This is a genomic window from Avrilella dinanensis (assembly GCF_002807015.1).
GTDB lineage: Bacteria > Bacteroidota > Bacteroidia > Flavobacteriales > Flavobacteriaceae > Flavobacterium > Flavobacterium dinanensis.
In genome coordinates this window covers 1607002-1623105 of the sequence record NZ_NIPO01000001.1, presented here as the reverse complement: position 1 = coordinate 1623105, position 16104 = coordinate 1607002, and the positions used below count along the sequence as shown (strand labels likewise).

Sequence of the window (16104 nt, the reverse complement as noted above, 5' to 3'; positions counted from 1 at the left end):
AGTTCCCCTCCTTCGGAGGGGTTAGGGGAGGATTTTATTCCGAAAAAACATCAACATTTCTGTGGTTTTGTTTTTCAGAGAAAATAACTCCATCTCTCATTTCGATGACTTTTTGAGAAAAAGAAGCATCATAAGACGAGTGAGTAACCATCAGAATTGTAGCTCCGTTTGCGTGAAGATTCATCAGAAGCTCCATTACTTCGTTTCCGTTTTTACTGTCCAGATTTCCTGTTGGCTCATCGGCTAAAATGATTTTTGGTTCATTAACCAAAGCTCTGGCTACCGCAACTCTTTGTTGTTGACCTCCTGATAATTGTTGAGGAAAATGTTTCAATCTGTGAGAAATATTTAGTTTTTCTGCAATCTTTTCTACTTTTTCTTTTCTTTCAGATGCTTTAAATCCGTTGTAAATAAGAGGAAGTTCGATGTTATCATAAACCGAAAGCTCATCAATCAAATTAAAATTCTGGAAAATAAACCCAATGTTTTGTTTTCTGACATTAGCTCTGTCTTTTTCCTTGAGATTTGCCATTTCTTTATCCAATAATTTGTAGTTTCCTGAAGTCGGACTGTCCAACAATCCAATAATGTTGAGAAGTGTTGATTTGCCACAACCCGAAGGTCCCATAATCGAAATGAAATCCCCTTGATTTATCGTTAAATTAATTTCGTTTAAAGCGGTTGTTTCCACTTCTTCTGCCTGGAAAACTCGGTTTAAATTTTGTATTTGTATCATAATTCCGTTGTTTAATTGTTGAACTGTTTATTTGTTTAATCGTTCCGTCACTTCGAGTAATTTTTCGTAATAAAATGAAGAAAAATTGTATCGAGAAGTTCTCGATATGCTCCGTTTCACTTCGCTACTCAAACTGACGAAACTTGTCTGTTTTCTGTGTTCTATTCTCTTTTCTCTAAAATTCTAATTCTCTAAATTCAATTCCTCCACATCTTTATAATCTTTGTAGGACGAAGTGATTACTTTTTCCCCTTCATATAATCCCTCCAAAACTTCGTAATAATACGGGTTTTCTTTTCCAAGTTTTATTTGTCTTCTTTCTGCTTTTTGCCCGTTTACAACAAATATCCAATTTCCTGTAGTTTCTTGATAAAAACTTCCTTTAGGTAAAACCAATTTCTGGTCTTTTTCGGATAAAATCAATTTCACTCCAAAACTGATTCCTTCCTGTAAAGCTAATTCTTCTTTTGTTAGGAAATTCAGCTCTACATCAAAACGCCCTGATTTTACTTCCGGAAGCACTTTTGTAACCTGAACTTCAACAATATTTCCTTTATATTCTATTTGACCTTTTTGCCCGACTGCTATTTTATCTAAATAAAATTCATCAACTTGAGCGGTAAGTTTGTAACCTTTCATCACATCAATTTTCCCGATGCTTTCTCCTGCATTATAGGTTTTTCCTAGAATCGGGTCAAACGAAGACAACCTACCGGCAAGTGGAGACAAAACAATAAAGTTTTGTTTATTTTTCTTCAGTATTTCCAAGCTTTTATGCATTGTAGCAATAGATTGATTCATTTGTGCAATTTGAACAGCATTGGTTTGCTTTTCTTTTTCGATGCTTTCCTGAATGATATTTTTTCTTTCCAATTGATAACGATAACTTTCTTCGGAAATCGTCCATTCGTTTCTGGAAATTACACCTTTTTCGATGAGTTTTTTGTTTCGGTCATACAGGTTTTTTGCATTATTAAAATCGTGTTCAATAGCAATCAAATCATTCATCAGGTTTAATTCCTGATTTCTTAAATTCAGTTTTCCGACATTCAGATTATTGATTTGCTCAATAATGGCTGTTTCCTGTGTCAAATATCCGAGTTCCGTATTCGGATTGTACAATCGTGCAAGTGCTTGTCCTTTTTCAACCATACTTCCGTTTTCAACATAAATTTCCTGAACCGAGCCTCCTTCAATTACGTTGATAAGCATTGAATGTAACGGTTCTGTTTTTGCCTGAAAAACAATAAAATCTTCAAAATAGTCAAGTTTAACCTCTTTGATTAAAACTTCTGATGTTTTTACGTTTAATGCTCGTTTTTTTGTCAGAGATAAATATCCCAAAAATCCGAATATTAAAACAGCACTTCCGATTAGTATCAGATTTCGTTTTTTATTACTTTTACGTTTTATAACTTTGTCCACGATATCGTTTATTTGACTGATAATCAATAAGAAATATCTGTGCCATAACTTTAAAAACCTGTAAAGCATTGATATTGAAAAAAGAAGAATTTTAGAACAAAAACAAACTGTCCGAAAACGGACAAGTGTACGTTCGGAAACGGACGATTTTATTTAGAAAATAGAAAAAAGAGAAAAGAAAAAGATGGAATAAAATGATTTGAGATGGAAAATCTGTAAAAAATTCTTTTAATCTGCGGTTGAAAAAACAAAAAATGAAAAAAAAACAAGCCAATATATTACTCGTCGATGACCAAGAGGAAATTCTTTTTTCTCTGAAAGTGCTTTTGAGAAAGCATTACGAAGGAATTTTTTCTGCTAATTCTCCCAGAAAAATCCTTGAGGTTTTGGGTGAAAATGACATTGATGTGGTTTTACTTGATATGAATTACCGAATCGGTTTTGAAGATGGGAGAGAGGGGATTCATTGGTTGAAAGAAATCTCGAAATTTTCGCCTCAAACCGTTGTGATTCTGATGACCGCTTTCGGAAAGGTAGAAACAGCAGTTGAAGGACTCAAAAACGGAGCTTTCGATTATATCCTCAAACCCTGGGATAATGAAAAATTATTGGCACTTGTTTATAATGCAACTCTTGAAAGTCGAAAGCGAAAAAAGAAAAAGCTTTCAGAACCAAAATCCGAAACGGCATTTATCGGAAAATCTGAAGCAATTTTGCAATCGTATAAATTAGCTGATAAAGTGGCATTAACCGATGCAAATGTTTTAATTTTGGGAGAAAACGGAACAGGGAAATCATTTTTGGCCAAATACATTCATGATAATTCGCACCGAAAAGACAAGCCTTTCGTTCAGGTTGATTTGGGTTCGTTAAGCGAAAACCTGTTTGAAAGTGAATTGTTCGGATATGCCAAAGGAGCTTTTACAGATGCGAAATCTGATACAATCGGACGTTTTGAAATGGCTCAAAACGGAACCATTTTTTTGGACGAAATCGGAAATCTACCGCTTCATTTACAAAGCAAATTGCTGTACGTAATTCAGACCAAAACAGTTGTTCGGCTGGGAGAATCGACCCCAAGACCTTTAAATGTTCGAATTATTACGGCAACGAATGTAAATATTCACAGAGAAGTTTCCGAAAAACATTTCAGAGAAGATTTGTTATACCGAATAAACACAATGGAAATCGAGCTTGTGCCACTTCGTAAGCGAAAAACCGATATTGTAGATTTGGCTAATTTTCTGTTAGAAAAAATCAAAACAAAATACGAAAAGTCCGATTTGAGTTTTGATGAAAAATTGCTCGGTTTTATGGAAAATTACCCTTGGAAAGGGAATATTCGTGAAATGGAAAATAAAATCGAAAGAGCAGTTATTTTAGCTGATAATTTGGTTATTTCGATAAACGAAATGGACATTATTGATGTTCCGTTTGTTGAAGATGAAACAGAAGAAGTTTCGGTTAGTGATTTCGAGAAAATTCAAATCGAAAAAACACTTCTTAAATACAACGGAAACATCAGTAAAGCAGCACAGGAACTGAATTTGTCTCGTCCTGCCTTATATCGGAGAATGGAAAAATATAACTTAAAATATTAAAATAACGTCAGTTCGAGTGTTTTTTGTGAAATGAAATGGAACAAAAAATGTATCGAGAACTTTGTAACTTCTCGATACAATTTTTCTTCGTTTCTCTACGAAAAATCACTCGAAGTGACGAAACACTAAAAACTAAAAAACTTGACACTTTTTTCTTTTACATATCGAGTTCTGATTATCATTCTACTGATTGTGGCAATGGTTTTTTGCATTACAGATTCATACCCATATACTGCAATGATTTTCGGAATATTGATACTGGTTGCTTTTGCAGAATGGTATCAGTTTGTACGGAAAAATCAAGATTTTTATGATAAAACGATAAAGGCGATTTTACATAAAGATTTTTCGAATCAATTCTCAAAAATTCCGAATAAAAAACAAGAACCAATGATTCGATTGTACAACGAATTGAAAGAAAGACAATTCGAGCAATCTTCTCAGGAAATGATTTTTAGAAATTTGCTCAACACCTTAGAAAGTGGTATTTTAATCTTGGTAAAAAAGGAAAATGATTGGCAAGTTTTTTTGATGAATGATTATTTTTCGGAGTTGTTTACCGTTCCTAAAGTCAGTGATTTTGGTTTTCTAAAAGGATTTATTCCTTCCGTTTTTGAAGAAATCGAAAAATCTGGCTTTTCAGACAATAAGACTTCAGTAAATATCCGATTCGAGAAAGAAAATTTCCAGACTTTTGTGATGCAGACCTCGAGAACTACAACTTATAACCAGGATTATTTTGTGTTGCTTTTAGATCCGATTCAGAAGATAATTGACCGAAAGGAAAAAGAATCCTGGATCAATCTGATGAATGTTATTTCGCATGAATTGATGAATTCACTAACTCCGATTCAATCTTTATCCAAGAGTTTGCAAGGAATTACGGCTCAAAAAAACCTTGATGAAGAAGATAAAGAAGATTTACAAAACGGACTGGAAACTATTTCCAACCGAAGCAATCATTTGCAGTTTTTTGTAGAAAACTACCGAAAATTAGCATCGCTTCCATCACCTCAAAAACAACTTACCGATTTGAGTATTTTGGTGTCGGAGTGTATAAATGTGATGCAACCACTTCTGAAAACTGAAAACATAAATGTGGTTTCGGAACTCGAAAAAATATTTTTGGAAGTTGACAGACAACAATTAGAACAGGTTTTGATAAATCTTATTACAAACGGAATTTATGCTCTTAAAAATTCAGATGAAAAAAATATATCTGTTAGCCTGTTTCGGAAAGAAAAACGCATCATTATCGAAATTACAGACAGCGGACAAGGAATTGAAAAAGAAATTGAAAGCAAAGTGTTTTTACCCTTTTTCACTACCCGAAAAGAGGGTGCAGGAATCGGACTTACGCTTTCTAAAAATATAATCGAAGCTCACGGAGGTTATTTGTTCTTTTCTTCCGAAAATGAAAAAACGACATTTTCGATGCATTTTTTTAAATAATTTGAGTTTGTCTTTCTAAAAAGATGAAAAATGTATTTATTTTAAAAACGTAAATATATTTAATCAGCCCAATCACAGCAAGACTTTCTGACAGAGTTTAAGCATATATAAGAGCACTAAAGAAAAAACCCTCAAAAATCCATTTGGTTTTCAAGGGTTTATATTTTAAAGTTTTCAGGAAAAAGCTGTATCGGTTGAATACTAAGCTTTTATAAAGATTATCAAAAAAGTCAGGTAACGATTTGGTAACGGTGCTTATTGCTTTGTATTTCAACGTGTTTCCGTTAGCTCAAAGCAAATATACGAATTTTTTGTTTCTCAAAAACAAATAAACATTTTATTCCCTATCGGGATTACAGGACAAGAGAAAAGGGCTTGCAAAGCCCTTTTCACATAATACTGATAGAATAAACTCTGTCTTTCGTCCTTGTTCTTCCGTTTTATTCAAATACGTTCACAACAGCTTAATACCTGTATTTTCATTATCCTGTCTGTTTCTATTAGTTAAAATAGGGAACTTAACGACTACTTTGCCAATTTCAATATTCTATATGCCCCTCTTGCCACTACTACAAATACAATAGCTCCGATAATCAAATCGGGATAGCTCGAGTTTAACCAATTGACCAAAATTCCTGCAACGATAACCCCCGAATTGATTATAACATCGTTTGACGTGAAAATCATCGAAGCCTGCATATGGGCTTCTTTACTCTTGTTCTTTTGCAATAGGTAAAGACAAAGTACGTTTGCTATCAATGCCAAAACAGAAACAATAATCATTGTTTTGAAATCGGGCATCGCTTCTATTCCGATAAAACGTCTGATAACTTCAACAAAACCGATAACGGCTAACAGGATTTGAAAGTAACCTGCAAATTTGGCGATATTGTTTTTTCTTGCAATCGTACCCCCAACAGCAAACAAAGCCAATGCGTAAACGATGCTATCGGCAAGCATATCCAAGCTATCCGCTACCAATCCCATTGAGTTGGAAAAAATACCGAACAACATTTCCAATCCAAAGAAAACGAAATTGATAATCAATACCGTCCATAGTAGTTTCCGTTGGCTATTGCTTGTATCTGTTTCAACAACTGCGTTAGTTTCTTCGGTTGAAATCAGCGTTGTATTTAGGTTCAAGGTTTCCAAAGCTGAAAAAATCGGCTCTGGGTTTCCACTATGGTAAACATTTAGTTTTCTATTGGGAATATCAAATTCCAATGACTTTACCGTATCAAAGTTTTGCAGTTTCATACGGATTAATTGCTCCTCACTTGGGCAATCCATTTTTGTTATATTAAATATGGTTTTATTCATCTTCTTAAAGTCTAAATTTTATTCCTCCGTTAATTACAAATCCGTCTAATGGTGCATAGATGTCTTTAAAAACAGGGTTGGTTATTGTACCTGTATAAATGTTGTCGAAACGTGTCTGTCTTGTATCAAAGAAATTTTCAAAGTTGATGTACAAAGAAAACCGTTCCCAAATTTTTTCAGCCATAAAGCCACATATAACATAGTCTTTTCCTGTTGTTCCGTCATTGAGCTTTTGCGGACTAAAATAATAGGCTTCCAAACCGATTTTCCATTTATCCTCTATTTCATACATAAGTACAGAGTTAATGCGGTGTTTTGGTGTTAGTGGATTTTCGGTATTTGTTCCGTTTTCAATCAATCGGGTATCGGTAAAAGTGTAGCCCAAAAACAATTTAAAATCATCGTAACCAATTTTAATATTGGTTTCTGTTCCTTTGGTATGGATGTAGCCCGGAGAATTAACGAACTGATACAGATTTGCCGAGGAATTTTCAAGTAACAAAGGATTATCCAAATAGGTGTAAAAGAATAATTGGTTTATGCTAAATGACCAATCTTCTCCAATATAGGTGCGGTAATTGATGTCTGCATTTGCTCCATAACTTTTTTCCAATTTATTGGTCTTGTCGTCAATAGGCATTACATTTTGATATTGTAGGCGTTCACTTTCTTCTGTAAAAATGGTTGGTGTTTTATACCCAAATCCACCTCCAATACGTGAAGTCAATCCGTTTGCAATCTGAAACAATGCCGATACTCTCGGTAAAAAAACAGCTCCGTAATCTATCACGTAATCCGTTCTTAAACCTGTTTCTAATTGTAGCCAATCCGTAGCCCTAAAAGAGTTTTGAACGAAAGCCCCGAATGTGGTTTGGTTGTAATCCCTCAACGGAAATGCAGTAATCTGCTTTTCTTTAAAATTGTCCGTCCAAATATTAACGCCTGTTACCCATTCTGATTTTTCTTTGATGTGGGTATAGCTTGCTTCCGTAAAAGTGGCTGTTTGCGTTCCCTCAAACTCGTAATCAGGAATAGCTGTATTGCGGTTAAAATAACTTACGCTGTTTTTGATTTGTACAAAACTGTTTTCGTTTACCGTATGGTCAAAAACAAATTGGGTGGAATAACGCTGTGTTTTGTTTTCTTCAAAATATTGATGGGTGTTATCGCCTTTGCCTTTGATGTAGAGCATATCGCCACCCAAACGGTTTTCAATGGTGGTATTGATACCAAAGTTCATTTTTGTTTTATCATTGAAGTAAACAAATAATTTAGGGTTCAGTACATACCTTTCAAATTGGGGAATGGCAGAAAGCCCGATTTGTGCAGGGTCGTAAGCTCCGTTGCGATTATGCGAAGCAAATATTGTCGTTCCGATTTTCTTAAACTTCTGTCCGTAAAAACCATTGATGTCTAAACCCCTGCCCGATGTTCCGTTTAAATGAAAACGCAAATCCCTTTCTTCCGTTGGTGTCTTGGAAATCAGATTTACCAAACCTGCTATTGCTCCACCACCGTACAGCGTAGATGTTGAACCTTTAATAACTTCAACCTGCTTTAAGTCAAGCGGTGGAATTTGCAACAAACCCAATCCGCTCGAAGCACCCGAATAAATAGGAAAACCGTCTTTTAAAATTTGCGTATATCGTCCGTCAAGCCCCTGAATACGAATACTTGCATTGGCACTTGTGGGCGATGTGGTTTGTACGTGGATGCCTGTGCTTTCTGCCAAAAGCATACGAATATCCCCTGCTTTCATATTGCCTTTTTCGTCTAACTCCTCACTTCCTATAAACTCAATACGTGTGGGGATATTTTGGATAGTTCTTGTACTTCTTGTTGATGAAATAACGATTTCTTCCAAATCTTCCGATTGTTCATAAAGTAGGATTTCAATCGGAGCTGTATCTTCTAACGGAAAATTAAAGCTGTCGGTACGTTGGGCAAAACCGATATAACTAAATTGAATTTCTTGCAAACCGTTTGCAATACCTGTTAATATAATCTGTCCGTTTTCATCGGAAATTGTGGCGATTGTAGTGCCTGTTACCTGTGCGGTTACGCCCATTAAAGGCTCTTTTTTTTCGCTGTCTTTAATTACAGCTTTGAACGTATTTTGTGCATATACACAAAGGTTGAGTGTCATAAAAAATGACACAAAGAGTATTTTTTTCATTGAAAAATAATGCTTAATATTTAATAAATAAGTAATAACGGTGGAAAGCACCGTAACAAATCAGTTTGGGCGGAAAGCACCATATATTAAGCCAATTGTGGAGGATGCCAAATAGAATAAGGAAAGTCTGAAACAGACGGTGCAGGTATTGCACCTGCTTTCTTTACAGGTAGTTGTATAGAGTTTATTGTCGAAAAATAAAAAGAGTCTATTACAAATCCTGTACAGGTATTACACTTGGAAAAAGGCGAGCAACACGCCATTACGCAATCATCGTTTTGCTCTTGGCTACTTGTTGTTTGCTGTTCGGTTTCAAGACATTTATCTTCCATAAAGCAAGGTGCGGTCGATAAGACCAACACTAATAATGCTAATATGTATGATAAATACTTCATATTGCAAATGTATTGAAAATATCTTTTAAACCTCTTCCGACAAAGATAATTGTATTACAATCTCCTCCCTTTTTTCTTTTTCTTCTTCATCCGGTTGGCAAACTGTTCTTCTTCGTAATTCACGCCCTGTGCAGCGGGTAGCAAGCTGAATAATCCTAAATCGAAATTAGTCGAATGCTCCTGTGGAATAAACTCAAAAAGGTCTTTCGTTGGCAAATCGTCCAATGTATTTGTTTTGGAAACAGGGCTGTTCTGTATTTTTAATTCGGGTTTGTTTCCGTTGTTCCACCAATCGTTGAATACATTAGCTGATAGGTTTCTGTCTAAAGCTGAACCGTTCCAAACACTACGGCTCTCGTGGTCGATAAAAGTTATACCGTAAATCCGTCCGTTGTCGTTTCTGCGAACAACGGTATTAATACCGTGTTCGGTCAATTGTTTTCTAAATTCTATTTCGTTGCTTGTCGTTTCCATACTCACAATTCTTAATGATAAAATTAAGCCTATGTGAGCCACGAAACAATATGAAATACAATGCAAAGCACTGAAGAATAACAGTTTACAAACTTCGCTTCAAATGTTTAAAAGTAACGTTTTAGTAACCTTACTTTTGCCAATCGTTGCTTTTTTCTGCTTTTTACCGCATTACCAAAAAATCATAAAACGGCTGTAAAGCCTTTATTTACAACCGTTTTGCCTGTTTTTAATCTTTGATGTATATTTGCTGAAAATTTATTTTAAAACTATCATTAATTTTAAAGTTATCAACTTAAAACGTTGATATTTTTCTTTAATATATTTTAATGTCTTTAAATTCTTTTGTATGTTTAAAATAATATTTACATAATAAAAACACAGATTATAAAATGGTTTACGGGCCAAGATATATTAGAAATAAAGAAAAAATATCTGCTATTGATTTTTTATCAGATATAAAAAGAACAACTCTATCAGAAGCTCTGATAGATCATAATAAAATTGTTTTGTTAGGTAATCCAGGTATTGGAAAATCTACTGAGTTGAACATTCTTTATAAGCAACTTTTTGATTTCCATAAAAGTGGTGCGTATTATCCTTTATTCATTGATTTAAAAAATTACAGAAGTAAACATCAAATTGAAGACTTAATTACCGACAAGAGCTGGATATCTCATAATAAGGTGTGTTTAATATTTGATGGAATTGATGAAACTCCTGATATACAAGACTTCATAAGTGATTTAGATTTATTATTTATTAAATATTCGGAGAAAAACATAAAGACTATTATTAGTTGCAGAACTAATATCTATGAAAAATATTTAATCAATATAGAAAAATTTGAATATTTCTTTCTTGATGGATTAACTGATTCACAAATAAATAATTTCTTAAAAAAGAAAATAAATAAACAGCTAAATATAAATGAAATAAACAAATTAAGAATATATCTTGAAAATCCATTCCATTTTAATTTATTTTGTGATTACTACAAAGAAAAAGGAAAATTCCCCAAAAAAGTTTCAGAATCTATTAATTTATTTATTGATACTGAATTAAAAAAACTCACACAAAAGAAGTTTATAAAGGCTGAAAAAATTGATGTATCACACGTTAAAAAACAACTAGAGAAAGTTGCTTTTATAAATGAGTTGATGCAAAGTACGTTCATTTCCGATGATAACTTATATGAACTAATAAATGAAGCTGATAAACACATCTTTGAAAAAATATCTTTAATTGATAGAATACCGAATTCAGAAAGATTGTCATTTAGACACAAAAATTATCAAGAAATATTTTCTGCAAAATATATATCAATGCTTGATACTGACGAAATTATCTCTATTCTAAAAATTGATCCAAATATTGATAAAACAAAACCTTCTTTATTTAACACAATTTCCTTTCTATTAAATATATTGGATGATTATAAATTTCCAATTATAAGAGATTGGCTGTTAGAAAACGAACCTGAAATTCTATTTTTAACTGAAAGTGATAGATTAGATATTTCAATAAAAAATAAAATTTTTCGTTCGTATTTTGAAAATGTAGCTGTAGAAAAAACATTTTGGTTTTCAAGAGACAATCGTTTTTCGACGGAAAAGATCAGTGATTTTGCTGATATAGACTACCTGATTTCAATAATAAAATCAAAACCACATTTCAGAAGTGTGATATCAGCTCTTGATATTCTCGGAAAGACAAAAACAAACAGTAAAGATGAGGAATTAAAGAATGAAATAATTAATATTATAAATTCTGATGTACATTATGTAGGAGATGCCTTAAATACTTTCAGAACAAAGAAATTTCATTTACGAGACACTATGTCATTTTTAAGTATTTCGAAAAGTTTAGAAAATAATTATGAACATGATGTCCATCATGAATTGATTGCAATGATTTCAGATTTTTCTGACATTGATAAATATTTCGGTGTTTTAAAAAATTCTTTATACAAACTTTATCAAATAACTCTAGATAGAATAAAAGATAATACAATCAGAGGGACTAAATCCTATCTTGAAAGAATTTTCCTTTCAATAAATAATTCAGATCATTTTTTAGAGATTCTGAATGTAATTTTTAATAATACATTTGCAATTAAGATAGAAGATTTTTACGATAAAAACTTCAAAGAAAAATTAATTCAACGCACACTTTTCTTTACTGAAAAAAACGAAGATTTTTTATGTAGAATTACAGATGCATTTTTGAAAACAAAAGAACTCACATTCTTTCATAGAAATGATCATTTCTTACCTCTACTAATAAATCAATCATCAAAGTCTTTTAGCTGTTTTAAATACATAATTAATAAATATGGTTTAGATAGTGAACTAATTCATTTTATTGCTTTATTTCAAGAAAAGGAATACATTGATTATTTAGCAGATAAATATCAGAAAGGAAGATTAAAGCTTGTAAAAGAAGATAATATTTTATCGCTAAGAGATGTATTCAATGCCAACAATAAAGAATTAGGTTTTTATTTTGAAAAGATTTTTAAACAAATTGGATACAAATTTCCTTGGTTATTATCTACAATTAATGAGATAGAAGAAAATAGTAAAAAATATAAAGATTTTATCCAACACAATTTTGATTTGCTTTTTGACATCTCATTATTAGAAAATACAATAAAAGATGTATTCTTAGATCATAATTTATCATTTCTAACTATAGATAAAGTTTTGGAGATAGAAAAAAAATGGTACAAAGAAACCAAATTTCATGGAAGTCAAAATATCATTTTTACAATCTTATTTAATATCACTAGACAACAACAAAAAATTTCTCTATCAGAAATTATTAGAAAGGTCAATCATAAATATTTTATACTTTTTCAAATTGCAAATAAAATTAAAAGAGAAAATCAGGGATTTATAATTCGACCTGATCATATTTATTTCATAAAGAAAGATTGTCTAAAGATTGTTGAAGAAGAAAAATTTGACAAAATAATTGAAATGAATACAGGGGATTCATTTAGAATTAACAAAAACAAATACAGTCTTTTAAAAATACTTTATTTCTTTGATCAGAGGTTTGAAATTAATTATAATCAATCTTTTTATTTAAAGACATTGAAATATTGTAATGTAACCGCTATGTCTAATGATATACTAGATTTTACAAGAGTTAAAGTAAATAATATTGTCAAATTTGAACAACAAATTATTACCAACATTAATAATGATGAATTAGGCATAAATTCATTAAAAGATCATATAGATTATGCTATTAGTAACAGGTTAGAAACGACTTACGATAAAATTGGAGAATATTTAATTTATAATAGGTATTTGTATTCTCAGGAAGAAACCTTTAATAAATTTATTTCATTATTACCTGATTGGAAGCAAATAGATTTTCTAAAAAAGTGTTGTGTTGATCCAAGTCAATATTTATGTTGGATGGCTGTTGAAAAATTCATCGAAAGTAATATTGAGCATAAATACATATTAGAATTATCTAATAAATATTTAGATGATGGTAATACAGAATATACATCAGAAGCTTTAAATGTATTATTTTATTGTAATGCTGATAATTCACTTGTAGAATATGCAAATCAACTAGAAAAATGTTCAAAAAAAGAGGATGATAGAGGAAGAAGTGATATTTCATTAAAAAATGTTAATCACTATAGTAACTTGAACAATCTAAATTACCTAAAAAACATTTTTGATATTATTTACGATGAGAGTATAACTGATCCTTTTAAATTTCATACAGACAAAAGTAATCTTACATCATTAGTCAATAATTTGTCAAAAGATAAAAATGGATATATTAAAATTCAACAAATTTTAAAAGATATTAAATCTTCTATTATAGGAAAAGAAGGGCAGTTCTTTTATATAAATCATTTAATTGAAAGCTCTCAATTATCTTATTACAATTCAATATCAAAAGCATATAATTTTGACCAAACAAAGTTATTAATTGACAAAATCGAACTAAAAAATAATCCAAAGACAATTATTATGGAAAATCAATTTAATATTTCTGGAGGAAATTTTCAAAACACCCAAATAGGAAGTGGTAACACTATGAATAACTATTCAAATAATGAGAATGTTCTAAAATTAGAAGAACTGTTAAAAGAGTTTGAAAGCTTAAAAATTGAAAATGAAGAGTGGAAAGATATCTTCATACAAGGAATGAAAGATTTATTAGAACTTAAAAATTCTGAAAATGAAACACAAATAAAAGAATCAAAAACGAAACTTAAAACTTTATATGATTTAATATTTAATATGGGTAAAAAGGCTAACGATTGGAAAAATATTTTAATGTTACCAATGGAATTAAGGGACAAAACTCCTAAGCTCATAGAAATGATTGAATCATTAAGAAATTTACTCTTAAACTAAATTTTTAATTTGAAAATCATATGAATTATAAGATAGTAAAAAATATAATTATTTGCACGGCTATTGGAATCATAATATTAATAATAGTATTTGTATGTGATGTAATTAATGAAGTTCCAGATTGGAAATGGTTCAACATTGACTTTAATTCCTCGAGAGTATCAAACTTTGGTACATTAATTAGTGGATTACTATCCTTTTTAGCAATCCTTTTTGTTATATATAATATAATTGAACAAAGAGAGATAATAAATAGAAACGAAATTAAACTTCAGGAAGATGAAGAGAATGATCATAAAAGCAGAATTCTGATAATGAATAATCTCCTCAATATACTGTTAAGAGAAATAAAGCAAATTGGTTCAGATATGGATGGTTTTTACAAAAAAGAAGTAGAAAAACCTACCATAACTAATTTGATGAACTTCTCACCCAACAATAGCTTTAAAAGACTTTCGAATATTGATTATCATAAGAATTATGATACATTTAAATATCATTTTCAGACTAAAGAAGATTGGGAAAAGAACTTTTCAAACCTGTATAGTTATATTGATTTTTATACAGCATCTATACAAGAGATTCAATCTAAAAACATTTATCATATTAAGGATAAATACAAACGACAACAAGAGATAAATGACTTATGTCAGAAACTTACAAAGCTTTGTAGTAAACAAATTAATATATATCTAAAAATAGATGGTAGGGAAAATTATTTAAGCAATAAATGGGCTCAATTGTGTAATAACTTTATACCAGTATATTATGATTACTTACAAGAATGTCAAAATAATAAGGAGTTAACAGATTTCAGAATTATTTCTGATGAGATAATTCTCCCCTTTCTTAAGGAGGGAGATGAAATAAGAAAACAATATGGGTTCGATGAATATTTTAGCGAAAAGCTGATTAATCTAGGGGCAGAAATAAGAAAGAAAATATTTAATCTGGAGTATTTTTCTCTTCAATATGCAGAAAATATTAAAACTTATTATGATAAGTATTATGATAATAAGTCAGATTCTTATATAAATTTCCAAAAACTAATCGATAATCTATCCCCTAATTAACCCCCTAAAAAAAATAAACCTCTCAAAATAAAGTATTTGAGAGGTTTCCCTGTGGTCCCACCTGGGCTCGAACCAGGGACCACCTGATTATGAGTCAGGTGCTCTAACCAACTGAGCTATAGGACCGCTGTCAGTTGTTTTTGACGAGTGCAATATTACTGCGTTTTTTTAGCTTATGCAAGAAGTTATGCAACTTTTTTGTTTCATTCTTTAATCTCCTGACAAAGTTCTATCAAAACGCCATTTGTTCCTTTTGGGTGGAGGAAAGCAACCAATTTATTATCAGCACCTTTCTTAGGAGTTTCATTTAAAACGTTAAAACCTTCACTTTTCAAACGGGATATTTCTGCAACAATATCTTCCACATCAAAAGCAATATGATGAATCCCTTCGCCTTTTTTCTCAATGAATTTAGCAATAGGCGAATCGGGTTTTGTAGCTTCCAACAATTCAATTTTATTAGGTCCGTTCATAAAAAAAGACGTTTTCACACCTTCGCTTGCCACTTCTTCTTCCTTATAAGCAGGTGTACCAAGTAGTCTTTCAAATAAATCATTTGAAGTTTGTAAATCTTTCACTGCAATACCGATATGTTCTATTTTTCTCATATATCATCTAATTAGCCCCCAAAGATAAAAATATACTGTTTAAATTCGTAATTTTGCCCCATGGAAACAAACAGACAAAAAAAAATAAGTAAGCTTATTCAGGAAGAAGTCATTGATATTTTGCAGGGACAGGTACGCCAAAACGCCATATCAAACCTGATTATATCGGTGTCAAAAGTATGGACAAGCTCTGACTTATCACTATCTAAAATATACCTTAGCGTTTTTCCGTCCGAAAAAAGCGGTGAAATCATCAATGCAATTAATTCTAATACGCCTTTAATCAAGCATGATTTGGCTCAGCGGGTAAAAAATCAGCTGCGAAAAGTACCTGATTTACGATTTTATATTGACGATAGTTTGGATTACATCGAAAAAATTGATGATGCTTTGAAAGGAAAAGAAAATCCTATTGAAAACCCTGAACTTTTACCTCGAAGAAAAAAGAAATAA

Annotated in this window: 10 protein-coding genes, 1 tRNA gene and 1 pseudogene; 5 read left to right on the top strand and 7 right to left on the bottom strand. The window is 31.4% G+C overall.

Annotation, left to right across the window (positions count from 1 at the left end; all coding sequences use genetic code 11):
• Positions 1-34: 34 nt before the first annotated feature.
• On the bottom strand, positions 35-736 hold the full coding sequence (locus tag CDL10_RS07720) for an ABC transporter ATP-binding protein (protein WP_100677996.1): 702 nt from the start codon (positions 734-736) through the stop codon (positions 35-37).
• A 183-nt stretch (positions 737-919) separates the two neighbouring features.
• Entirely contained in the window at positions 920-2161 is a 1242-nt protein-coding gene (locus CDL10_RS07715) for an efflux RND transporter periplasmic adaptor subunit (protein WP_165772997.1), read from the bottom strand.
• 254 nt (positions 2162-2415) lie between these two features.
• On the opposite strand from CDL10_RS07715, the gene CDL10_RS07710 reads away from it, so the two are divergent.
• Positions 2416-3762 (top strand): sigma-54-dependent transcriptional regulator, encoded by a 1347-nt coding sequence (locus tag CDL10_RS07710; RefSeq protein WP_100677994.1) that lies wholly within the window; start codon positions 2416-2418, stop codon positions 3760-3762.
• Positions 3763-3903: 141 nt separating this feature from the next.
• Positions 3904-5214: a sensor histidine kinase gene (locus tag CDL10_RS07705; protein WP_243389311.1), complete on the top strand. Its 1311-nt coding sequence runs from the start codon at positions 3904-3906 to the stop codon at positions 5212-5214.
• A gap of 525 nt (positions 5215-5739) precedes the next feature.
• Here the strand turns inward: CDL10_RS07705 and CDL10_RS07700 are convergent.
• The 3 genes and pseudogenes from CDL10_RS07700 to CDL10_RS07685 all read right to left on the bottom strand — a co-directional run.
• Positions 5740-6534, bottom strand: a complete 795-nt coding sequence (locus CDL10_RS07700; protein ID WP_045972337.1) for a cation transporter — start codon at positions 6532-6534, stop codon at positions 5740-5742.
• A gap of 4 nt (positions 6535-6538) precedes the next feature.
• A complete protein-coding gene (locus CDL10_RS07695) occupies positions 6539-8710 on the bottom strand; it encodes a TonB-dependent receptor (RefSeq protein ID WP_100677993.1) in 2172 nt (723 codons plus the stop codon).
• A gap of 449 nt (positions 8711-9159) precedes the next feature.
• Positions 9160-9573 (bottom strand): annotated as a pseudogene (locus CDL10_RS07685) (conjugal transfer protein MobB); the annotation flags it as partial.
• Between the two features lie 398 nt (positions 9574-9971).
• Here CDL10_RS07685 and CDL10_RS07680 point away from each other — a divergent pair.
• Both CDL10_RS07680 and CDL10_RS07675 read left to right on the top strand, forming a co-directional pair.
• Entirely contained in the window at positions 9972-13970 is a 3999-nt protein-coding gene (locus CDL10_RS07680) for an NACHT domain-containing protein (protein ID WP_100677991.1), read from the top strand.
• Positions 13971-13990: 20 nt separating this feature from the next.
• Positions 13991-15043, top strand: a complete 1053-nt coding sequence (locus CDL10_RS07675; RefSeq protein WP_100677990.1) for a hypothetical protein — start codon at positions 13991-13993, stop codon at positions 15041-15043.
• Positions 15044-15095: 52 nt separating this feature from the next.
• On the opposite strand, the gene CDL10_RS07670 is transcribed toward CDL10_RS07675, so the two are convergent.
• Both CDL10_RS07670 and mce read right to left on the bottom strand, forming a co-directional pair.
• Positions 15096-15169: transfer RNA gene (locus CDL10_RS07670), tRNA-Ile, on the bottom strand.
• Positions 15170-15246: 77 nt separating this feature from the next.
• Positions 15247-15651, bottom strand: a complete 405-nt coding sequence (mce, locus tag CDL10_RS07665; RefSeq protein WP_100677989.1) for a methylmalonyl-CoA epimerase — start codon at positions 15649-15651, stop codon at positions 15247-15249.
• Between the two features lie 60 nt (positions 15652-15711).
• Here mce and rbfA point away from each other — a divergent pair, with 60 nt between their 5' ends.
• On the top strand, positions 15712-16104 hold the full coding sequence (gene rbfA, locus CDL10_RS07660; RefSeq protein WP_100677988.1) for a 30S ribosome-binding factor RbfA: 393 nt from the start codon (positions 15712-15714) through the stop codon (positions 16102-16104).